The organism is Ruegeria sp. CDSA236 (assembly GCF_059611285.1).
Genome location: NZ_JBXWPG010000005.1, coordinates 277,697 through 300,346, shown reverse-complemented (window position 1 = coordinate 300,346; position 22,650 = coordinate 277,697). Strand labels below are relative to the sequence as shown.

Here is a 22,650-nt window from a genome sequence, read left to right as displayed (position 1 = left end):
GGTTATGCCCCCGCCGGTTCGACCAGCATCCGGCCGCGCATTTCCATGTGCAGCGCGTGGCAGAACCACTGGCAATAGAACCAGTGCACGCCCGGACGGTCGGCGGTGAAGGTGACCGAAGCGGTCGCCATCGGCGCAACTTCCATCGCGATGCCGTAGTTGCCAAGACAGAAGCCGTGGGTCACATCGTCCACGTCATCCAGGTTGGTGATGTAGACTGTTACCTCATCCCCTTGTTTGACGGTGAACTTCTCAAGGCTGAAGGTCGGGGCCTGCGAGGTCATATAGACCCGCACCTTGTTGCCGTCCCGGATCGGTTCCTCGGCACCATCTTCCAGATCGATGCCATCGGCCTCAGCCTGTTTGCGGGCGTCCTCCCAGGTGATGTCGTTACGGTCCCAGACGTTGACCGGGTTGACGATGTCGGCGCGCACCATGATCGAGTCATGCGGCTCGGCAAAGGTCGGTCCGTCGTGAACCACCTTCATCTCGTTGGTTGAGATATCGATCAGCTGCTCGTTCTCAGGCTTAAGTGGACCCGTGTTCAAGAACCTGTCTTTCGAGAACTTGTTCATCGAAATCAGCCACTTGCCATCAGCCTCCTTGGTTTCACCCATGGTGGTCGAGTTATGGCCCGGCTGATAATGCACATCGACCTTCGAGATGATCGGATCTACATCGGCGCCGCCGTAAGCCTCGATTGCCTTGTCGAGGTTCCACTTCACGATCTGACTGTCCAGGAATAGCGTGGTGAACGCGTTGCCCTGGCCGTCATAAGCAGTGTGAAGCGGGCCAAGACCCAGCTGCGGCTCACCCACGATGCAGGACCGTGGATCGGCATCACTTTCGAACAGAGCGTCCAGTTTGGTGACATCCATGATCGATACGGTCGGCGACAGTTTACCGTTGATGCAGACATGCTTGCCGTCAGGCGCAGTGTTGATGCCGTGCGGTGAGTTCGGGATCGGGATGTAACGGGTGTATTTCTTGTTCTGACCCTTACGGCCGTCCAGAACCTTGACGCCTTTCAGCTCCTGATAGTCACCTGCTTCGATACCTGCTTCGATTTCGGCGAGGTTGAAGACAACAACATGGTCCATCTCGTTCTCGGTCATCTCGGCCAGGTTCATACCCATTTCCGAGTTGTACGAGGTCGAATAGGCGTATTTGCCCTGATAGTCGCAGTCGGTGTTGTCGAGGTTGCCCGACACGATCACCTGCCATGCCACTTCCATGGTGTCGCCGTCCAGCGCGGTGAAGATGTTCACGTATTGCGACGGATCGTCCAGCACAGTGCCGTCATTGACCAATGGAGTTTCATCTTCGCCATTGGCAAAGACATAACCAGTGCGCGGGAATTTCTGCGGACGCAGACCATGGATCGCCTTGGCGTTCGGGATTTCGGTGATCTTGTCGCATTTCATCACGTCGCAGCGTACGCGAGCAACGCGCGTGTTGGCCTTGTCGTTCATGAACAGGTAACGGCCATCGTAGGTGCCGTCGGTGAACGACATATGCGGGTGGTGCAGGTCACCGTTATCGTAGGTTTTCATGCCGCGCTTGGCGAGGAATTCCTTGGTTTCCGGCAGCAGGCCATCGGTCATGATCTTCAGCGATTCATTGGTCTGACCCCAACCGGTGGCCGAACAGCGGTTGAACACCGGCACCCGCATCAGCTCGCGCATGGACGGGAAGCCCAGAATGCGCAGCTCACCGGTCTGACCCGAGGACCAGAAACCGTAGTATTCGTCCAACTCACCAGGTTCGAGATTGGCATTGGCCGCGGCGCTGGCCTGTTTTGCGGTCATCAGGGTTGATCCCAGACCGGTTCCGGCCAGCACGGCGCCAGTGGCGGTCGCCCCCAGCATACCGCGGCGTGTGACGGTTAGTTTGTTGTCATGTTCCGACATGATCGTTCCTCCTTTTAGGAAACGGTTTTCGGTTTGGCGTTTGGATGGTTCGCCGGTGGTTGTCCGAGTGGGGTCTTGAGATCGACCGACCCTGTCTTGGCCCGCCGTTTCAGTTGACGGATAACGACGGGACATTTGTCCTCGGACTGGTAGAGCACCTGACAATGCAGGCAGGTGACGCACTCGTTCGGATTGATCTCACCTGTGGGGTGGATCGCCTGAACGGGGCATTCATTGGCACAGGTCTGACAAGGCGTGCCGCAGTCCTTGTAACGGCGTAGCCAGTCGAACATGCGCATGCGGGCCGGGATCGCCAGTGCTCCGCCCAACGGGCAGAGATAGCGGCAGTAGAACCGCTCAACGAACAGGCCGATCCCCAACAGGGCCAGCGCAAAAACCACAAACGGCCAGTCGCGCATGAATTTCAGAATGATCGCGGTCTTGAAAGGCTCGATCTCGGCATACTTCTCGGCCAGCGGGATGGAGACAAAGCTGAGGCCGAAGAGACCCAAGAAGATCATGTATTTCGCGGGCCACAGCCGTTCATTCAGGCCCCAGGGCAGGGTCCATTGCGGCACGCGAAAAGCCCGCGCGATCTTGTTGGTCAGTTCTTGCAGCGCACCAAACGGGCACAGCCAGCCGCAATAGGCACCGCGTCCCCAGAACAACAGGGCGGCTGCCACGGCGAACCATTGGATGAACACCAGCGGGTCCAGTAGGAAGGCATCCCATGAGAAACCCGTGCGCAAACTGCCCGCCAGTGCCATCAGGTTCACCACGCTCAACTGGGCATTCGCGTACCAGCCGATGAAGAACAGGGTCATTGTCAGATAGCCGATGCGGAACCAGTAAAAGACCCGCGCGTTCATCGTGGCATGGAACTGGAAAAAGAAGGTCGCCGTCAGTATCAGCAGCATGACGCCCAGACCGGCAATCTCGACTGTGCGATCCTTCCAGATACGTTTCCAAAGAGCGGCTTTGGCGGCGGCTTCACCTGTGGCGTCATCCACAACGGTGGGGGCTACGACTGGCAACAGGTACTGCTCAGGCAGTTTGTAGCCCAAATCGAAGGTCAGGAACGTCTTTTCAACCGCACCGACGGCGCGTTGCACCAACAGTTGCAGGCGGAACGGTTCGGCCGGATCAAACTCTGCCTCAGCGGGGATTTTGAAGATATCCAGCTCGGTGAAACTGGGCGCATCGGCGGCCGCAACTCTGCCCAGACGCTCTTGCTGTTTATCAAAGAAGCGTACCGAATTATCACCTTGAATCAGCTGAATACGGTCGAAAATCCCGCCACGTACATAGCCTGACCCCTTGAAGCTATAGGCGCCACGACCCAGCACCAGGATGGCTTGCTCGCCCTCGCCCAGCCACTCGGTCAGGTTTTGATACTCGGCCTCGCCCAGCAGTGACTTGCCGATCGACGGGACCGAAACCAACGCCAGATGCATGTCGATGAAGGTGTCGTCGGGCGCGCCCCGTTCACGGCGCCTGATGGCGCGCTGGTCGCCGGTGGCCTCGAACGCAGCGTTGACCTGACCGACATCCAGTGTCAGGCGTCGGACCGAGCCGTCACCCGAAAGCGTTGTCCAGTCATAAGTGGCGTCTTGTGCCATATCGACTTCGCGCTTCGGCCCGTCGGCCTGCAGCGGTGACAAGCCACCCAGCCCCAGCGCCCGCGCTACCTTGATGCCGCCACGCACGAGACTGTCGTCGATCACCATGATTGTGACAGTCGCGCCCGAGATAATGTCGAGGTCATGGCCCTCACCGCCTGTTTCAGCCTCAACCCTAAGGTCCAGGCCGGCGTAGCCTTCGGTCAGTTCGACCATGCGCGCGTTCGGAATCCCGATCAGTACGATGGGTTCCGAATGCTTGACCAACTTAACGCCAGTAAGCACCGCATCATTGTCGATCGCTGCAACGACGTGAATGGGTTTGCCGGAATAGCCTGTGGTGCCTACGAAATCCGAGGTCAGAAAGGCCCAGGCAATCGTTTTGCCCCCTTTCAGGATCGGCGCAACCGGAATGTCTTTTCTGATCGGGCCAAATGCCTCGGCGCCGGGGATCAGGTCCGCGGGCTCAAGTTCTGGCAAAAAGCTGGCAAGGCTGTCGGCATGTGCGCTGATCGCCATCAGGCAGGACAGAAAAAAGGCCAGCAGGAAATGGATTGCGCGACTTACGACCACGGCGCACCTCCAATGATTGGGGTGGACGCCATGGACGCGCGCGGGGCGCGTTCGGTTTTAAATTCTGGTGCAGGGGGAGGACCCCGGGTTTCTGGCCACAGCCGGTCAGAGCCATTTAGCTCGAAGGACCTGTTGTTTTGGCAAGATAAGAATTGAACCCTTCCTCGTTGCGTCACTTCCAGCGGCATGGGCAGAGGTGCGGCACCGGTCACGGCGCACAGCGCGCAATCGGCGCATTTGGGGCAAGGTGCGGTCGGGTCTGCATCGCCTTTTTCAAGATCAACCTCGACCCAGACCGCGCCGCCCTCCGAGCAGATCTCAACCCACATGCTTTGCCCGGGACTCGCCAGCGCCGGGCTAAGCAGCTGCAAAAGCAGAAGGATTATACCTGCCACCGCACAAGCTGCGCGGGACGCGCAAACAGCTGAAATGTGCAAAGGATTATGGGCGGGCATGGAGAATCCAACTCGGTGATCTTTCCCAAGTCCTAAGAGATTCCCGAAAGCAGATACTTGACTTCGGTTAGGCCTTTGGAGAATCCGACCTAGCCGTCTGCTTCGTCCATCAAACTGCGTACCCAGCGCCCTGCAAACCAGCAGGCAGGTACACCCAATGGGATTGACCACAGGATGGCGGTGACAGGCTCAATCACTCCGAATCCGGCGCTGTTGGCGATCAGGCCAGCCAGAAAAAGGTTTATGGCCACGGTCAGCGCAGACGCTGGATACAGCAATATGGCCAGTTTCCACACCGGCCATTTGCCCTCAGTGGCTGGTTCCTTCCGAGAAGGTGATTTTGTTCCAGACATTGTACTTTCCCGAAGGTTTGCGCATCGGCAGACGGCGGACCTCTTCCAGTGTTTTTGCATCATAGATGATCACCGCGCCGTCATCTTCCCAGATCGAAACCAACGCATGGCTTCCGTCCTTGGTGAATTCCACATGGGCCACGGTTTTGCCCGGCGCTGGGCGCAGGGTCCGCACGATCTCAAGGCTTTGCTTGTCGATCACATGCATCACATCCTTGTTGGGCCCAAAGAAAACATCGGCCCAGACATATGGCGAGTTTTCATGGCTGCGCATGAAAAACCCCGGCCCTTCGGTCTTGATCCGCTTGACCGTTTCCCATGTCTCCATGTCGATCACCGAGACGGTGCCATCAGTCAGGTGCGGCGTTGCCATCACAGTTGTATCGCCGCGCCGCCAGGTAATCCCGGAACCCAGATGCGGCATGCCGGGCAGATCCAGGTCAGCCACTTTTTGGCCAATGACCAGATCAATCACCTGACCGCCGTTCCCGTCGCGAGATGCGCCCATGACGTATTCATAAGTCTGGTCGAAAAAGAAATCGTCCAGATAGTCGGGCGTAGTGATCTTGCGTACTGGGAAAGGGTTAGGGTTCTTGAACTGCCCTTCGATACGAAAATCGTGTCCCAGCCCGGATTGGGGTGGATTGGCGCCATAGAAGACCTCCCAAATCTCTGGCACATCCTTCAAGGCCAGCACAAAGCTTTCCCGTGGCGGAGCTTGATAAACGGCCGAAACGCGGCTGGGATTACCTTTCCTGCTTTTAATCTCGATCACTTTTGCCACCGAAAGATCCCGGGTGGACAAAAGGGTCAGGCTGTTGGGTAGGTAATTCGCCACCGCCAGCCATTTGCCATCGCCTGACATGGCAATGTTGCGGCTGTTTAGTCCCGCCCGCACGCGACCCACCTGTCGCAACGCCCAGATGTCATATTTCTGGACCCAGCCATCGCGGGACATGATGAACACGTAACGCCCATCGGGGCTGAACTTTGGGCCGCCATGAACGGCAAAAGGAGTTTCAAATCTGTCCAAAACCTCAAATGTGTCACCGTCCAGAACGCTGACATGGTGGTCTCCGGTTTCCACCACCAACGTGATGTTCATCGGATCACTGGACCAAACGGGCGCATCAATCTCGACATAGTCTGCGTCCAGCGTACGGCTGGCCATGATGTCTGCCTCGGCCCAGTCCGGGGCGGTCTCGAGCGGGGATTTCAGCCAACCTGCCAACTCCTCAATCTGCAGGGCGTTCAGATTATGCGCAAAGGCTGGCATCTGGGTGGCGGTGCGCCCTTCGGCGATCACGGCGGCAACCCGCGGCCCGCGCATGCGTTTTAGCGTTTCGGGTATCAAGGCCGGACCAACACCGCCCAGCCGGGTGTCACCATGGCAGGACGCACAATGTTCGGCATAGTCGGACTGGGCGTCGGCCCATGCGGCGCTGTTCAGCAGAAGCGCACACAGTGTTCCAAGCGTCCGAGCCCTAAAAGAACTGATGCGCCGGATCATGGCTTTTCCCCCGGAAAGGTGTGACCTGCAGGCGTTTGCCCGCTTTATCCACGCCAATTTCATCGTTTGACAGGTAACAGGCCGGGTCCTCGGCCCAGGGATCGCCCGTCAGTTGCAGGGCCCGGATGCGCGTGTTGCCACCGCAAACATCCCTGAGCTGACAAACTCCACAGCGCCCTTTCAACGGACGCGGGCGAGTGCGCAGCATGGCCAGCATCTTGTCGTCCCCGGTCCACAACTCGGAAAACGGCGTCGTTTTCACATTCCCGACCGTGTAATCTGACCAGTAGGTGTCGGGATGGACCCGACCAAGATTGTCGATATTGGCCACCCCCAACCCGCTGGAGTTCCCGCCCCAGGCCGCCAAATGCGCACGTATATGCGAGGTCTTTTCGGCATCAAAATGCGTCCTGACCCAGTTCAGAAAATATCCGGCGTCGGCATCGTTATTGCCGGTGACGATATCCAGCGGGCGCCCGCCCGAGGCTGCCTCCCACGCACGGTCCAATAACAGATCCAGACCTTTGCGCGTGCGCAGGTGTTCGGCATCTTCGCCCCTGTTCTTGTCGCCGCGACCGGCGTAAACCAGATGAGACAGGTAGAATTTGTCGACCCCCTCATCATCACACAACTGCAGGAGATCGGGCAGATGGTGCTGCGTGCCCTCGGTCAAACAGAATCGCAAACCGACCTTGATGCCGCGTTTCTTGCACTCGCGCACGCCGCGCAGTGCATCTGAAAAGGCGCCCTCGACACCTCGGAACCAGTCGTTTGTGGCCCCGATTCCGTCAAGTGATATGCCGACATAGTTAAAGCCGACATCAGCGATCATATCGGCGGTTTCATCGTAAATCCGCGTGCCATTCGTCGACAGCGCCAGCATCGGCACCAACTTGCGCGCCCGGTTGGCGATATCAAAGAAATCGAACCGATCCAGCGGTTCCCCCCCCGAGAGGATCAGGGCCGGGACGCGAAATTGGCCGAGATCCTCAAGGGTTACCATGGCTTGCTCGTGGCTGAGCTCACCCGGGAACGCGACATCCGCCGAAACAGTATAGCAATGGCGGCATTTCAGGTTGCAGCGCCGGGTCAGATTCCAGATGACCACCGGCTTAACCGGGCCGGGGCGGCGCTTGCGCACGGGGGTCGGGGTGACCAGTTGCTGCATGTATTCAGTCAGGCGGAACATGGCGTTTGGCCTTTCGGTTTCAGGCGCAGCCCGGTCTTTTTCAGGATGCGCGTTGAATACAGGATGTCCTTGGCCCGGCAGGCACTGCCCAGAATACCGGCAATCTCGGCCCGTTTTTCTTCGACTTCACCCCTGTCTTTGCCATGGACCATGGCGAACAGGTTGTAAGGCCAGTCGGGCAGGGCACGTGGACGTTCATAGCAATGGGTGACAAAAGGCAGACCGCCAATATGTGCCCCCAAATCAGCGATTTGACTGTCATCGACGTCCCAGACTGTCATGCCGTTCGAAGTCATGCCCAGTTTGTAGTGGTTCGGGGCTGCGGCGATACGACGTATAACGCCGCGCGCCTTAAGTTCTGCGAGGCGATACAGCAGCGCTTGTTCGTCCATCCCAAGGCTTTCAGCGACCCGAGCGTAGGGCGAAGGCACCAGGGGCAATCCGCCCTGCAGAACCTCGATAATCAGTCTGTCTTTTGCGTCGATCATGCCGCCACCCGGAAGCCGATGAAGAATTCCTGCAACTTGGGAAATCTGAGAACTTCGATCCCCGTCTCTTGTTCGATCGCATCGGCGCAGGCCTCAATCCCTTGGGGCGTTTCGGTGGCCAACACGAACCACATGTTCAGCCGGTGCGTACGTTCATAATTATGGGCAACTTCGGGATGCGCATTGACTTTGGTCAGGACGGATTCAAATGCCTCTGTCGGTATGGCCATGGCACATAGGCAAAAAGCCCCGCCCATCGCGGCCGCGTCAAAGAACGGGCCAAAGCGCGTGATGACCCGGTCATCCTTCATCCGTGATAAGCGAACCAACAGATCCAGTTCCGAAATCCCCAGTTCTTGGGCCACCATCGCATAGGGTTGTGAGGTCAGAGGTAAGTCGTCCTGCATTCGGTTCAGGATTGCCCGATCAGTTTCGTCCAGGGTCATGCCGCCGTCTCCTTGGGTTGGATCAGCGCGCCGGTCTGTTTGAAACAGCGCGTCGAAAACAACACCTTGTGCTGCGCGCCAAACAGCTCAGGCAATGCCGCAGCCCCGGCCAGGACGTTTCGCGCTTCGCTGCGCGAGCGGGCGTGGATCATGGAATACAGGCGGTAGGGCCAGATGTTTTCAACGGGTCGACGCTCATAACACAGTGTCACGCCAGGGTATTTTGCCAGCGCAGGTCCGGCACGATCGACCTGATCAGTTGGCATATCCCAGACCACCATCGCATTGGCCGACCAGCCCAGTGCCCGGTGTCTTACGATCACGCCAAGACGCGAGACAATTCCAGCCTCGTGTAAGATCCGGATCCGCGTCATGGCGTCCTCTGGTTTACGGTCCAAAGAGGCGGCCAGTGCTGCGTAAGGTTCGCAAACCAGCGGTAAGCCGGAACTAAGCGCCTGCATCAACGAGCGATCACCCTTTTGCAGAACGGAACAGTCCACCTTGCGCGGTGCTGGTACGTTGCGTTGCTTGCCTGTCATTCGAAAGCCCAAATCAACATTGAACGGCCGAACCAGACGCAAGTCCAAAACCTGCAAACCGGTTTGCAGGCCAATCCGGGCCAGAGTGGCGTCCACATGCGCGCGATCAGGGCCGGTCGCTACAAACCAGAGGTTCCATTTGTCCTCGCGTTGATAATTGTGGTTCACACCGGGCTCTGCGTCGATCAGGGCGGCAATGTCCTCCAGATGCTCCTCGGGTGCGGCCACCGCGGCCAGAGTGCTGGCCGTCACCGCGCCCGGAGTGATCGTGGCCCCGACCCGGGTGATCCGGCCGGTCGAACGCATTCGCGCCAGACGGTTCAGCACTTCAGCTTCGTCCAGCCCCAGCGCCTTGGCCACTGGCTGAAACGGGCGGTCGACAATCGGAAATTCGCGCTGAAAATCGTCCAGCAGGCGACGGTCGATCGGGTCAGTGATATGTTGCATGGGTTACAACCCTGTTCTGTGCGCGCGGGCGGTGAAAAAGATACCCGAGGGGCTGTCCGCCGCGATCTCGCGCAGCTTTTCAAAGCTATGCGTGTCGTAGACCACGACCTTGTTGGCGTCGCGGACACTGATCCAGACCTCATGCCCGCGTGCCGTGAACTCCATATGCAGGACGGCAGGGCCCGGAGAGAATTCGTGGATGACCTGTTTGCTGACGCTGTCGATGACCTGAATTGTATCGTTCAATGGATGGGCAAAGTTCACCCAGACCTGTCGCCCATCCGGGCGCGCCATGGCAAAGACCGGCTGACCATGGGTTTGGGTGCGGCCTGTTTCTGTCAAGGTTTCGGCGTCAATCCAAAGAACCTCATGGTGGCCGACCGCGGGCAGGACAAATTCGCGATCCGTCAGTGCCCAGCCCTCAAGATGAGGCATCTTGTATACCGGCATCTCTTCCTGTCCGCGCCCATAGCCCGGCAGCACGCGGATCGGTTTTGGATTGTCTGCCCATAGGTCCAGTGCGGTCAGCCCGTCCTCGCCAAACAGACCGGTGATATAAGTGCGACCATTGGCGGTGATCAGCGCGTCATAGGGGTTCTTACCCATATCGGTGATCTTTGTGATCTCGGGCGCGCCATTTGCGAAATCAGCAATCCAGGTCTCGCCCGTGTCCCACATGGAAAACACGAACCGACGGCCCGGCGCATCGACAAGACCTATGGTTTTGCTGTCGGTGGGAATGTCGGCAACCAGTTCCAGCGTATCCGCGTCGAACACGCGTACGCCACCCGGCTCATAGTTCGACACCGCAACCAGTTGGCCGTCATCCGAAATTGCGCCCCCAATGGAATTGCCAGCCTGCACGACCCGATTTGCAATCTGACGGGTCACTATATCAACCTTGGTCAGCCCGCCATCGCGGCCAAAAACATAGGCAAAGCGTTCGTCGGGTGAATAGACCAGGGAGGCGTGGGACAGATCGCCCAACCCTTCGATCCGTGCCAACGCGGCCCGGTCCGACTGGTCCACCAATAAGACCGACCCTTTTGCCCGTTCGATCACAAGGCCCAGATCTCCGGTGGCGGTGGGGTCTGCATTGGCAGGTGTCATCATCATTAGGGCAACGATGCCAAGGGCAAGTTGTTTCATTTTGCCTCCTGTTCCAGCAGGTATCGGGCGATCCATTCGGCCTCTTCTTCGCTGATCAGGGGGCGCCAGGGGGGCATAGCCGTGTCGGGGATGCCGTCTAGTATGACCCCCGTCAGGACGTCTGCCTCGTAATGTTCCAGAGTTTCCGGTCGCAGATCAGGACCAAGCCCGCCTTTCAGGGACAATCCGTGGCACGAGCCGCAATCCTGGTGGACCAACCGTTTCAGGGCGGTTGGGTCGATGGCGTCAGCTGCCAGAGCGGAAGTGGCAACCAGAACGACGGCAGTCAGAACAGTATGCGCGGCCCAGCCCGGCTGCTTGCGGTCCATATTCGCCAGGCTACCCATGCGCCCGCTCCAAAATCTCGGTCAGGGCCTGATTGGCATAAAGCGAAACGACCTTTCCGATAATGAATAAGGTAGGGGCCTTCAGATCCGCCTTGCGCACATCCGCGGCAATCTGGTCCAGTCGGGATACAAGGCGGCGTTCAGAGGCACTGGTGGCCTGCCCAACAGCCAGGACCGGGGTGGATCCGGGTAGGTTCTCGGTCATCAAGCCGATGGCGATCTGGCCGATATTGGCCACGCCCATATAGACGACCAGCGTTGTATCCGGGTCCGCCAGCCGTTTCCAATCCAGATCAAGAACCTTGTCGGACTGCCTGTGCCCGGTGACATATTGAACCGAGGTCGCCAGTCCGCGATGGGTCAGGGGCACGCCGGTCGAACAGGATGCGCCTTGTGCCGCCGTGATGCCCGGTGCGTATTCGACCGTAACACCGTGTGCCATCAGAAAAGCGGCCTCTTCCGAGCCGCGACCAAAGATCATCGGATCCCCGCCTTTCAGCCGGGCCACAACGTGACCTGCGCGTGCGTGTTCCAGCAGGATTTCGTTGATGCGATCCTGAGGAACAGTGTGGCACTTGGGGGCCTTGCCGACGGCGATCAGCCGCGCGCCCTCGGTGTGCATGGCCAGAATTTCATCCGAAACAAGGCGGTCATAGACCACCACGTCCGCCTCCTGCAGCATACGCAGGGCGCGCATGGTGATCAGTTCGGGATCACCAGGGCCGGCACCAATCAGAAAAACCTTACCGCTCATGTGCAAACTCGCTTGTTCTGAATGTCTTCGGAACCCGGTGTTTTGGTCGTTTCCATGCGCGAATATGGGACGTTGCTGGGGAACCGGGCGTGTCATGGAAACAAGTTGGCGCACAGGTAAACCGACCTCCTTGACTTAAGTTAAGGAGCACGGGAATTGCGCCCGCGCATCTTTCAGCCTGCCGCTTATCAGGGCTCTACGGTGACCATTCCGAACATGTTCTGTGTCTCCCAATGTGGTCCGCACAGGTAATCCTGGGCGCCGGGAACAAGAAATGTCAGATCAACAAATTCCTCGGGGAACAGGCGGTCACTCTCGGCTTTGCTGCCATCTTTCAGCAGGACGCTATGGCTGGTGCGTTTGTCTACGTTCACCCAACGCACTGTGGTCCCCGCTTTGACCGTCAGTTGGGCTGGGCAGAAATTGTATTTGTACATCAGCACAACCTCTGCATCTTCCACATCTGAAGACGGCTGACCGAACAGATCCACGTAGCGGGTTTCTGCCTCAGCGCAGATCTCAGCTGTGTCTTCGTCAGCGGCCACCGCAGGTGACGCCAAAGCCAGAAATGCAGGAAGAAGTAGGCGGATCTTCATCGTCCAAGTCTCCATACCAAATACATTGGGGCCGGTTTACCCGGCCCCATCAGTCATTGTCCGACCACGTTGATATTGGCACTGTCGTCGTCCAGCGCGAAGCTTGTGTTCAGCGTCACGTGGTGGAATCGTGCCGCGGCAAAGTCATCGTGGATTGCAAAGCCGACCGTATAGGTCTTGCCCGGTTCCAATGGCACATCACCCGGTGCGCCCGAGTTTAAGGGCCGCGAGAACGTGACGGTCCAAATACCACCCGACAAGTTGGCCGAGGCGGCGATTTCGCCATCATTGACTATGCGCTGTTCCAGAAGATAGCCGTTGCTGGCGCTGCCATCGGCATAGACGCGCATCAGATCCAGATAGGTGCCGTCATCCAGATATTGCGCGATCTGCGCTTCGGCCTGCAATTTGTCCCAGCCACCCAGAGCTTTCCCACGCCGGCCTTTGACTTCGACCTCGGTGCGGCTTTCGCTGATATATTTGGTCACAGTGTCCTGAGCGGCCAGGCGGCCTGCAACATCGCCATTGGCGACAATCGCATCTGCACCCGGATCAAACGGCATATAGGTGTTGTCCGCGTGGCACGAGGCCCAGCAGCCCACCTGATCCCCCATTTCGATCCCGGTTCCGGTGATCATCATGGCGACCTTGATCTGGTTGTCCGGGTCCATCTTACCGCCATCCACAAATGGTGCAGGATTGTGGCCTGCATCCGGCCATTGCAAGCGGATATAGAGGTTTTCGGCATCATGGGCCGCCTGAACAGTTGCGTCGATCACACCACGTTTTCCAGGGATCGGGGTTGGTTCCAGCTCGCCGCCTGCGACGATCTTGTTTCCAATCATGTCCAATTCCTTGGCATGACAAGTCGAACATTGGTCGCCACCTTTTGTCAGTGGCCGGGCGCCGCCGTGGAACTTGCCATTCTGAACCCATTCAAACGAAGCCTGACCGGGATAAAACAACTTCAGATCCGCGCTTGCGATGCTGGTCCAGTCGATATCGCCTCCGATATCGCTGCCACCGCCTGCCGGGGCTGTAGATTCTTCACCGCTTGATTTGGCGCGCTCTTCGGCGACTGCAGCGTCCACAGCGGCTGCGATCTGGGCTTGCACCGCCTCTTGTTGTGCTGTCTTGGCCGATTTTTCGGCTTCGGCCTCAGCCGCCTCCTTGGCTTCTACACGGTCGAGACTGGCCAGGTATTCTGGCGGAATTGCACGGATGAAATCAGGATTCGGGGCTTCAATCTGTTCCAGATATTCATCTGTGGCCCTGTCGCGGATGTTCGAATGCGCAATCCCTTTGTGGCAGTCGATACAGGTCTGGCCTGTCTCCATTGCGTTCAAATGTTGCTGGCGCGCGCGGGGGCGCTGGAACTCGGGCATCATCGATTCAAAGTCGTGGCAGTTGCGGCACTCGCGCGAATCTGTGGCCTTCATCCTTTCCCATTCATTCATCGCCAGATGGATACGCTTAGCTTCGAACTTCTCGGGTGTACTGATCGAGCCAACCACCTTGCCATACAGTTCTTTGGACGCCTTGATCTTGCGGATCATCTTGTGGGTCCAGTCCTTAGGTACGTGACAGTCGGAACAGACCGCCCCGACCCCCGATCGGTTCACATCGTGGATGGTCCCGGTGTATTCTTCATAGACGAAATCGCGCATCTCATGGCACGAGATACAGAACTCTTTGGTGTTGGTGGCTTCCATGGCGGTGTTGAACCCACCCCAAAAGACGATCCCGGCGGCAAAGGCAGCGGCAATTCCGGCCACAGGCATTCCCCACAGGAAATACCGACGCCAGATCGGTGGTTTCTTATCTGGATCGGAGGTCATGTCCGGGCTCCGTTTTGGCTGTGTTGACTGGCGCGGCGTGTCAGGCCTGCGCATTCGGCTGATGGATGAAACAAGGACAGGGCGGGCGAGGGGCCCGCCCTGCTCCGAGTTGATCGAAACCCGTCAGGTGACGTGGTTCGACCGGTTGTAGACGTTGAACTTGCCGGTCGGGGCGTACAGCCCTTCGATGCGACCGATCTCTTCCAAAGTCTTGGCGTCAAAGATCACGATCTGACCGTTGGGTTCTTTTGAATCCGACAGGTTCCACTTGGACACCCAGACCTCGGTTCCATCCGCGTTGAATTCAAAGTGAACAGCGGCGCTGCCTTCGTCTTCGGTGATCTGGATGGTTTTCACGATCTCGCCGGTCTCTTTCGAGATGACCTGCACAGATTGCTGCACTTCCGGTTCCGGGTGTTTGGTCTGGTCAGCCCAGATATAGTCCGATTCCGGATGCGTACGGACGAACAGGCCCGGGCCGTCTGTTTCCACTTCGTAGCAGATCTTCCAGGCGTCATCGGGGCGGTTTTCGGGGTCGTTGCCCCAGACCGTCACGGTGCCAACCCCGAGGTGGGTTGTGCCAGCTACCGGCCCGCAATTCGGGTCAATCCAGTTAGCGCCCGGACCGGGATGCGGCAACGCGGCCGTGTCGATCATCGCCTCAAGCTTGTGGGTCTCGGTATCCACAACCACCATCTTGTTCGATGCGTTTGCAGCGATCTGGAAATACCGGCCCGTCGGATCGAAGAATCCGTCATGCAGGAACTTGGCGCTGTCGATCTTGTCGATCCGCAGATTGTCTAGATCAGTATAATCTACTTGCCACAGTTGCCCCAGCTCTTTGACGGCAACGATCCAGGTCGGCTCATTCGGAGTTGTGTAGATAGCGGCCACGCGAGCCTCTTCCACATAGTCCCCGTCCACGTTCACGCCGCGGGTCGATACAACCTTGACCGGCTCCATCGTTTGGGCGTCAACGATTGCAAAGTGCGGCGGCCAATAGCCCCCACCGATGACGTATTTGCCATCGCCGGAAACAGCAACGTCGCGGGCGTCATAGGCAATCTTTACCTCAGACACCAACATCTTGTCCGGCGTCTGCCAGAGGTCGATCTTGGTCATCTTGCCGTCGCGGCCCATGGTGTACCAGAAGCGACCGGGCTGTTCCGGCTCTTCCAGCGAATGGTGTTCGGATGCTTTCAGAACGTGCACCGCATAGCCGGTCGGAATATGTGTCAGCACCTCTTTGGTGTCGCCATCGATAACAGCGACTTTGCCGACGTCGCGCTCGATAACAACAAAGAAGTTTTCCCAGTTGCGGCCATGCATCGGCTCGGTTGGGTAGTCCTCTTCTTCAACATATATCTTGCGGGTCGCCATCATCTGGTCCAGCGACATTTCAGGTGGTTTGGGCGGCTCCATCATGATGTAAGTCGCCATGTCTTTGATTTCCTGCTCGGACATGATGTCCGAGAAGTTGTTCATCCCGCCTTCGGTGCCCCAGGCGATGATCTTCTCAAGCCGCTCTTGCCCAAGCGCAAGTGTACCGCCTTCGGTCACGGCGCCGTCAGCTGCGGTTTTCTTCCAATGCGGTTCAAGGTTCTTGCCAGTGGCGCCTTTACGCAAGACACCGTGGCACCCCGCGCATTGTTCAAAGTAAAGTTGTTTGGACGCTTCAAACGCTTCTTCGTTCAAAGTTGGCTCTTCGGCGAAAGCTGGTGCAGCGACACTGCCCAGCAACATCGCGAAACCGACCCCGAAGACGCGGCCCGTTTTGGTATAGCTGATTCCAAGTGACATGATCACTCTCCATTTGCTGGTGAGGCGGTCCAAGCGTGGGGCATCGCGCAAGGGTGCTCCTTGACGAAAGTCAACACCAGTCGCGCAATTCAGGTGGCGGGCAGGGAAAAACGTCAATTTTCCGGCTGGGAAAATCTGTATCTTTGGCACACTTTTTCGGCCGGTTTGATTTTTGTTAAGTCGCGCAGCCGGGCGGCTTGCTAGGGCTTGGAAAACACCAAGGAGAGCAGCCATGCCCGCAATCATCACCCGCGTGTTTGGTGAAGGGTTTCGTGTATTCTTTCTGTCCGCCGGCCTCTATGGCCTCTTTGTCGGAGTGGTTTGGGGGCTGTGGCTGACGGTGCCATATGCAGTGCCGGATTATGGCATGGCCCCGCCCATGTGGCACGCGCATGAGATGATCTTCGGCTATGCAACAGCCGCGCTGGGCGGGTTCTTTCTGACCGCGGTGCCAAATTGGACCGGCGCACCAGATGCGCGTGCGCAGTTCATAACGTTGGCCGCCGGATTGTGGTTGGCTGGTCGGATGGCGATGTGGTTTTCAGGGATGCTGCCTGCGGCGCTTGTGGCGGTGGTCGACCTGGCCTTTGTACCGATTCTGGCGGCCAAGATTGCAACCCAGCTCATCCGGAGGCCGAAACCTCAGAACATGCTCTTTCTGCTGTTGCTCAGCTTTATCTGGATTGCTGATCTGTTCTCGCATCTTGAATGGACGAGGATAACAGATGACACATTGCATACCGGGCTGCGCGCGGGGTTGCTGGCGCTCTGCGCGATGATTGCCATTCTTGGCGGACGGATCACCCCGGCCTTTACCCGAAACGCCATGAGACGCGCGGGCGTTCCCGAGGCGAACTGGCCAATATCTGTGCCAATTCTGGACAAATCAGCGATGGCGGTTGCCCTGACCCTGCCACCAATCGTTCTGGTGCTGGGATCAGGTGCTGTGGCTGGATCGATGGCGCTGGTTCTAGGGGTGGCGCAGGTTTCGCGCATGGCCCGCTGGCGCGCGGGCTGGGCTGCGCGGGAGCCGATCCTATTGGCACTGTATCTTGGGCTTGCAATGCTGGCGCTGGGACTGATCCTCTGGGGGCTGTCAGTGCTGGGTTTCGGAAACGAGATCGCTGCCCTTCACATCCTGGGCATCGGATGCGTCGGCGGCATGACCCTAGCGGTCATGAGCCGCGCCGCGCTTGGCCACAGTGGTCGCGCGCTGGTGGCACCCGGCCCAATGGCGGTGGCCTATGGTCTGATGGCGGTGGCGGCCCTGTCGCGGTGGATTGGGGCAGATCTGAATGCAGGTTACATGGTTGCGATGCTGCTGTCGGACGGGTTGTGGGTCAGCGCATTTGCGCTTTTCCTGATCGCGATGTGGCCCGCGCTGACGGGTCCCAAGGTGCAACGGTCAGCGTGATTTGATTTCCTTTTGCAAGTCTTGACTTTCGTTAAGGATATACCGTGCCCATCCCGTCATTTTAGCCAGACTAGCTAATCTGCGCAAAGGAGAGCGCAATGCGAGAAGTCATGACCAAGAGCATGGCACGCAATATATTCTATGGCGGGTCACTGTTCTTTATCCTCATCTTTCTGGCTCTGTCGGCCCATTCTCACTGGTATATCGTGAACTCTGAGAACGCAGCAAAGCTCGATGAAAGTGTTATCAGGGGCAAGCACGTCTGGGAAAAACACGCCTGCATCAACTGTCATACCATCCTTGGCGAAGGTGCATACTTTGCACCAGAGGTTGGCAATGTGATGACACGTTGGGGCGTGCTGGACGACCCGGAATCGGCCTTTGAAGCCCTCAAAGGCTGGATGGAGGCGCAGCCGACAGACATTCCCGGTCGTCGTCAGATGCCCAATTTCAACCTCAGCGACGAAGACATCCGTGATCTGACCAACTTTTTGATCTGGACGGACAATATCGACGCTCAGGACTGGCCGCCCAACGAGGCGGGCTGAGAAGGGAACGGAGCAATGAAATACGAATCCCAAAAAATCGCCTATGCCTACTTTGCGGTGGCAATGGCCCTGTTCGCGATACAGGTTCTAGGCGGCCTTCTGGCCGGCTTTATCTATGTATCACCCAATTTCCTGAGCGAGCTTTTGCCGTTCAACATCGTGCGGATGCTGCACACCAACTCGCTGATCGTGTGGCTGATCCTCGGGTTCTTTGGTGCGGCCTATTTTCTGATCCCGGAAGAGGCCGAGCGTGAGATCCATTCGCCCATGCTGGCCTATCTGCAGCTGATCATTCTGGTGGTCGGTACACTGGGCGTGGTCTTGACCTATACGTTCAACCTGTTTGAAGGAAACTGGCTGCTGGGTAAAGAAGGGCGCGAGTTCCTAGAGCAACCCAAATGGGTCAAGGCCGGCATCGTCGTGGCCGCACTGATCTTCCTGTACAACGTGTCGATGACCGTTCTGAAAGGCAAGAAGACCGCGATCACCAACATCTTGTTGCTGGGTCTTTGGGGTCTGGCGCTGCTGTTCCTGTTTGCCTTTTACAACCCGGGCAACCTGTCCTTGGATAAGCAATACTGGTGGTATGTTGTCCACCTGTGGGTCGAAGGTGTCTGGGAACTGATCATGGCCTCGATCCTGGCCTATCTGATGCTGAAGCTGACCGGGGTAGACCGTGAGGTTGTCGAGAAATGGCTCTATGTCATTGTCGCCGCCGCGTTGTTTTCGGGTATCCTTGGTACAGGTCACCACTACTATTGGATAGGCACACCAGGGTACTGGCAGTGGATCGGCTCGATCTTCTCAAGCCTCGAAGTGATCCCCTTCTTTGCGATGATGGCCTTTGCCTTTGTGATGGTCTGGAAGGGCCGTCGGGACCACCCGAACAAAGCGGCGCTGCTGTGGTCGCTGGGCTGTGCCACATTGGCCTTTTTCGGTGCCGGTGTCTGGGGCTTCCTGCACACGCTGCATGGGGTGAACTACTATACCCACGGTACGCAGATCACTGCGGCTCACGGACACCTGGCCTTCTATGGAGCGTATGTCTGCCTCAACCTGGCAATCTTCAGCTATGCAATGCCGATCCTGAAGAACCGCGATCCTTATAATCAGGTTCTGAACATGGGCAGCTTCTGGCTGATGTCCAGCGGTATGGTTTTCATGACCTTTGTGCTGACCTTCGCTGGAACAGTGCAGACGCACATGCAGCGGGTGGTCGGAGACTACTTCATGGATGTGCAGGATCAGGTCGCGATCTTCTATTGGATGCGCCTTGGCTCTGGCATCGTCGTGGTCTTGGGTGCGCTGCTGTTCATCTACTCGATCTGGGTTCCCCGGAAAGAGATCATTGAAGCCGGCGCGGCCGAAACCCCAGCGGAGTGATGGATATGGATGGCTCCATGAAACTGAGAACGGGGGCGGCTGACGCCCCCTTCTACCTGCCACAGGGTGATGAATGTGACGTGTTCGCTGCTGCCTATACCAACAACCTGCCGGTCCTGCTGAAAGGCCCGACAGGTTGCGGCAAGACCCGGTTTGTGGCGCATATGGCCGCCAGCCTTGGCCGCCCGCTTTACACGGTGGCCTGTCACGATGACCTTGCCGCTGCGGACCTGATCGGGCGCTACCTGCTGAAAGGCGGGGAAACGATCTGGGTCGATGGCCCCCTGACCCGCGCGGTGCGCGAAGGCGCGATCTGCTATCTGGATGAAGTGGTCGAGGCGCGCAAGGACGTGACCGTCGTGCTGCACCCGCTGACTGACGACAGGCGCATCCTGCCGATCGACCGCACCGGTGAGGAGCTTGTGGCCGCGCCCGGTTTCATGCTGGTCGCCTCATATAACCCGGGATATCAGAATATCCTGAAAACCCTGAAACCCTCGACCCGGCAGCGGTTCATCTCACTGGAGTTCGACTTTCCGTCGCCCGAGATGGAGGCAAAGGTCGTCGCTAAGGAAAGCGGGCTGGCGCTGGAACGCTGCAAGCCGCTGATCCGCTTGGCAGGTAAACTGCGCGGGCTCAGGGGGCAGGATCTTGAAGAGGGCGTTTCCACCCGTCTGGTCGTCTATGCCGCCACGCTGATCGCGCAGGGCATGTCCACCGACCGCGCGATCCTTGCCGCCATGATCGAACCTCTGACAGATGACGAGGACATCAAACGCGGGCTCCTCGATCTTGTCACGGCTGTCTTTGGGTGAGGCCGGCCGATGGTCAGGATCGATTTTGAGCCATGGGAACCCGAAGAAACGATCGGGAAACTGTGGCACTCCCTTGCCAGCCGTCTCGATGCACCCCAGGTGCATGTTGGAGCCGCGGTCGACCTTTCTGAGGTCGCGGGGCGGCTGGCAGTCCTTTTTCGCGGGCTTGGGGGCAGCCCGGGCGTTGAATTGCGCCCGGTCTCGCCCGAGGTTTCACACCATCGCCTAAGCTGGCGCCGTCGGTTGGGTACCGAAGTTGAACTGATGCCGCGCGCTTCGTTCGATGGCGAAGTGCTGCGCCTCCCGGACCGTCTGGCGGTGTTTCCCGCGCGCGAGGCGAACGGAGCGCTGTATGTTTGGCTGGCCGCCGCAGCGGCCCATGCGGGAACCCGGATCGTCGAAGGTGATCCGTTGCGCGCCGATCTGCACGCGCTGAGCGCTGCACAAACCATGGTTAATGCAACCTTGGACAACGCCCCCGGCTTGCGACCGCTTTACACCGAGCTTTGCAAAGGTGTTCTGCATGACCGCAACAAATCCGGCCTCCCGCCTGTGGAAACAGCGGTTGAAGAACTGATCCGCCATCGGCTGGGCGACCCCGCGCCTTTATCCCCGAAGGCTAGGCAATTCATGTCATTTGACGATGACCTGACTGCCCCACGCGGATATCAACATTTCCGCCCTGTCCCTCTGTGGCCGGAATTACGCGCTGTTGGTTTTTCAGAGCATAACGATGTCGAAAACCCCGATACCGAAGGCCCGCCCGAGGAATCGGGTGAGAAAACCCACCGTGCCCGGCGGCGCAAATCCGATCAGGCTGAACGCAGTGACAGTTTTATCCTTCATAAATTCGAGGCGATCCTCAGCTGGGCCGAGTTTCTGAACATCAACCGTCGCATTGATGACGATGATCTCGACAATGCCAAAAAGGCCGCCGATGATCAGGATGAGATCGGTTTGGGCCAGATTTCCAAGGCGCCACCGACCAAGCTGAAATTGCATCTGGACCTGGCACCCGAGGATGTGAATCGCGAACGTCTGTCGGGCCGTATTCTCTATCCGGAATGGGACGTGCGCACCGGGCAATACCTGCCCGATCACGTCAACGTTCTAACCTCGGACGCCGATATTCGTGAGGATGCCGCCGAGTTTGGAAAAGACCCCGCCACCGCCCGCCGTATCCGCGCCGTCAAACGCCAGTTCGAAGCGCTGCGCCCGGGCCGCGTGATGACCCGAGGCCATCTGGACGGCGATCAACTTGACATAGAAGCCGCCGTTCGGGCGCAGGTTGACCGCTGTGCAAACGGTGAAGGTACCGAACGCATCTGGCAACAATCCCGCCCCGAGGCACGCGATCTGGCGGTATCTATCCTGCTGGATGTCAGCCGCTCGACCGAAAGTGCCGTGACTGGCCGCGCCGTGATCGACATCGAACGCGAGGCGCTGGCAGCGCTGGCCTGGGGCCTGAACGCCTGTGGTGACGATTTCGCCATTCACGCCTTCAGTTCACTGAAACGACAGCGGGTCTATGTGCAACGCTGCAAACGGTTTGATGAGGTGATGGGCAGCCAGGTTGAACAGCGCATCGCATCGTTACGCCCGGGGCACTATACAAGGCTGGGTGCCGCGATCCGCCATTGCTCGGCCGATCTGGCCACCCAAACGCGTAAGCGCCGGTTGTTACTGGTGATCACCGATGGCAAACCCAATGATCTTGACCACTACGAAGGCCGCCACGGAATCGAAGACACCCACATGGCCGTGCGCGAGGCGCGCCGAGCCGGGCAATCGGTCTTTGGCGTCACCATCGACAAGACAGGTAAAAGCTGGTTCCCGCGGATGTTCGGGCAGGGCGGCTTTGCCGTCATCCCGGACCCGCATCGCCTGACTATGGCGCTGCCGCAAATCTACCGCCAACTGGTCGGCGCATGAGCGACGCGTCCCTTATCGACGAGTTGCCCGGCGAATTACTGATGTGGGTTCTGATCATTTCGGAGCTGCTGGTCTTTGGTGCGGGCCTGATCGCTTTCATGGGCGTGCGCCTGACCGATCCGGCGGGCTTTGCCGAGGCGCAATCGCATCTGCACCGCACCGGAGCCGCGCTGAACACTGCGGTTCTGGTCACCTCCGGCTATCTGGCCGCGCAAGCCTTGCATTGGCGGCAGATTGCGCGTCGGACTGCTGCCCGCCTGGCGTTAATCGCAGCTGCCGCGCTGGGCGTTGTATTCCTGATTATCAAAGGCATGGAATACGCGGACAAGGCTGCACAAGGAATTACCTACGAGACCCATCCGTTCTTCCTGTTCTACTATCTGCTCACCGGCTTCCACGCGGCACATGTGTTGGCTGGGGTTGTTATCCTGCTGCTGGTCGCCTGGCGGGACAATCCCCGCAACATCGAGGCCGGCGCCCAGTTTTGGCACATGGTCGATCTCGTCTGGATCATGCTGTTCCCCGTGATCTACCTGTTGGGATGA

The 22,650-nt window shown here is 58.4% G+C and carries 20 protein-coding genes; 6 read left to right on the top strand and 14 right to left on the bottom strand.

From position 1 onward, the window contains the following. Positions 1-2: 2 nt before the first annotated feature. From nosZ to AC2FLB_RS10930, 14 genes are all read right to left on the bottom strand, one after another. Complete coding sequence (gene nosZ / locus AC2FLB_RS10995; protein ID WP_142635219.1) at positions 3-1,910, bottom strand: TAT-dependent nitrous-oxide reductase; 1,908 nt, start codon at positions 1,908-1,910, stop codon at positions 3-5. Between the two features lie 14 nt (positions 1,911-1,924). Further along, positions 1,925-4,048, bottom strand: coding sequence for a 4Fe-4S binding protein (locus tag AC2FLB_RS10990; protein ID WP_496691895.1), 2,124 nt, complete (start codon positions 4,046-4,048; stop codon positions 1,925-1,927). Between the two features lie 598 nt (positions 4,049-4,646). Beyond that, entirely contained in the window at positions 4,647-4,808 is a 162-nt protein-coding gene (locus AC2FLB_RS10985) for a hypothetical protein (protein ID WP_334223305.1), read from the bottom strand. Between the two features lie 58 nt (positions 4,809-4,866). After that, positions 4,867-6,420 (bottom strand): cytochrome D1 domain-containing protein, encoded by a 1,554-nt coding sequence (locus AC2FLB_RS10980; RefSeq protein ID WP_496709253.1) that lies wholly within the window; start codon positions 6,418-6,420, stop codon positions 4,867-4,869. After that, positions 6,395-7,609: a heme d1 biosynthesis radical SAM protein NirJ gene (nirJ, locus tag AC2FLB_RS10975; protein WP_496691877.1), complete on the bottom strand. Its 1,215-nt coding sequence runs from the start codon at positions 7,607-7,609 to the stop codon at positions 6,395-6,397. The genes AC2FLB_RS10980 and nirJ overlap by 26 nt, the downstream gene beginning before the upstream one ends. Further along, positions 7,597-8,097: a siroheme decarboxylase subunit beta gene (ahbB, locus tag AC2FLB_RS10970; protein ID WP_496691876.1), complete on the bottom strand. Its 501-nt coding sequence runs from the start codon at positions 8,095-8,097 to the stop codon at positions 7,597-7,599. The genes nirJ and ahbB (AC2FLB_RS10970) overlap by 13 nt, the downstream gene beginning before the upstream one ends. Then, positions 8,094-8,543 (bottom strand): Lrp/AsnC family transcriptional regulator, encoded by a 450-nt coding sequence (locus AC2FLB_RS10965; RefSeq protein ID WP_496709251.1) that lies wholly within the window; start codon positions 8,541-8,543, stop codon positions 8,094-8,096. The genes ahbB (AC2FLB_RS10970) and AC2FLB_RS10965 overlap by 4 nt, the downstream gene beginning before the upstream one ends. After that, positions 8,540-9,529, bottom strand: a complete 990-nt coding sequence (ahbB, locus tag AC2FLB_RS10960; RefSeq protein WP_496696563.1) for a siroheme decarboxylase subunit beta — start codon at positions 9,527-9,529, stop codon at positions 8,540-8,542. The genes AC2FLB_RS10965 and ahbB (AC2FLB_RS10960) overlap by 4 nt, the downstream gene beginning before the upstream one ends. A gap of 3 nt (positions 9,530-9,532) precedes the next feature. Further along, positions 9,533-10,678 carry a cytochrome D1 domain-containing protein gene (locus AC2FLB_RS10955; RefSeq protein ID WP_496691874.1) on the bottom strand — a complete coding sequence of 382 codons (1,146 nt, stop codon included), beginning with the start codon at positions 10,676-10,678 and terminating at the stop codon, positions 9,533-9,535. Then, positions 10,675-11,025 carry a c-type cytochrome gene (locus AC2FLB_RS10950; RefSeq protein WP_496691873.1) on the bottom strand — a complete coding sequence of 117 codons (351 nt, stop codon included), beginning with the start codon at positions 11,023-11,025 and terminating at the stop codon, positions 10,675-10,677. Before AC2FLB_RS10950 ends, AC2FLB_RS10955 begins: the two co-directional genes overlap by 4 nt. Beyond that, positions 11,018-11,779, bottom strand: coding sequence for a uroporphyrinogen-III C-methyltransferase (gene cobA / locus AC2FLB_RS10945; RefSeq protein ID WP_281972619.1), 762 nt, complete (start codon positions 11,777-11,779; stop codon positions 11,018-11,020). The genes AC2FLB_RS10950 and cobA overlap by 8 nt, the downstream gene beginning before the upstream one ends. A 188-nt stretch (positions 11,780-11,967) precedes the next feature. Next, a complete protein-coding gene (locus tag AC2FLB_RS10940) occupies positions 11,968-12,375 on the bottom strand; it encodes a cupredoxin domain-containing protein (protein ID WP_281972618.1) in 408 nt (135 codons plus the stop codon). A gap of 53 nt (positions 12,376-12,428) precedes the next feature. Continuing rightward, the gene (locus AC2FLB_RS10935) at positions 12,429-14,213 is read right to left on the bottom strand and encodes a NapC/NirT family cytochrome c (RefSeq protein WP_496691872.1); all 1,785 of its coding nucleotides are present in this window, start codon (positions 14,211-14,213) and stop codon (positions 12,429-12,431) included. 123 nt (positions 14,214-14,336) lie between these two features. Further along, positions 14,337-16,013: a cytochrome D1 domain-containing protein gene (locus AC2FLB_RS10930; protein WP_142635247.1), complete on the bottom strand. Its 1,677-nt coding sequence runs from the start codon at positions 16,011-16,013 to the stop codon at positions 14,337-14,339. A 232-nt stretch (positions 16,014-16,245) separates the two neighbouring features. On the opposite strand from AC2FLB_RS10930, the gene AC2FLB_RS10925 reads away from it, so the two are divergent. From AC2FLB_RS10925 to AC2FLB_RS10900, 6 genes are all read left to right on the top strand, one after another. After that, a complete protein-coding gene (locus tag AC2FLB_RS10925; protein ID WP_496709250.1) occupies positions 16,246-17,427 on the top strand; it encodes an NnrS family protein in 1,182 nt (393 codons plus the stop codon). A 98-nt stretch (positions 17,428-17,525) separates the two neighbouring features. Further along, positions 17,526-17,975, top strand: a complete 450-nt coding sequence (locus tag AC2FLB_RS10920) for a c-type cytochrome (RefSeq protein WP_142635251.1) — start codon at positions 17,526-17,528, stop codon at positions 17,973-17,975. 15 nt (positions 17,976-17,990) lie between these two features. Further along, positions 17,991-19,358, top strand: coding sequence for a cbb3-type cytochrome c oxidase subunit I (locus tag AC2FLB_RS10915; RefSeq protein WP_496676741.1), 1,368 nt, complete (start codon positions 17,991-17,993; stop codon positions 19,356-19,358). A 5-nt stretch (positions 19,359-19,363) separates the two neighbouring features. Next, positions 19,364-20,173, top strand: a complete 810-nt coding sequence (locus tag AC2FLB_RS10910) for a CbbQ/NirQ/NorQ/GpvN family protein (RefSeq protein WP_416383916.1) — start codon at positions 19,364-19,366, stop codon at positions 20,171-20,173. A 9-nt stretch (positions 20,174-20,182) separates the two neighbouring features. Then, a complete protein-coding gene (locus AC2FLB_RS10905; protein WP_496709249.1) occupies positions 20,183-22,105 on the top strand; it encodes a nitric oxide reductase activation protein NorD in 1,923 nt (640 codons plus the stop codon). After that, the gene (locus tag AC2FLB_RS10900; RefSeq protein ID WP_142635259.1) at positions 22,102-22,650 is read left to right on the top strand and encodes a cytochrome c oxidase subunit 3; all 549 of its coding nucleotides are present in this window, start codon (positions 22,102-22,104) and stop codon (positions 22,648-22,650) included. Before AC2FLB_RS10905 ends, AC2FLB_RS10900 begins: the two co-directional genes overlap by 4 nt.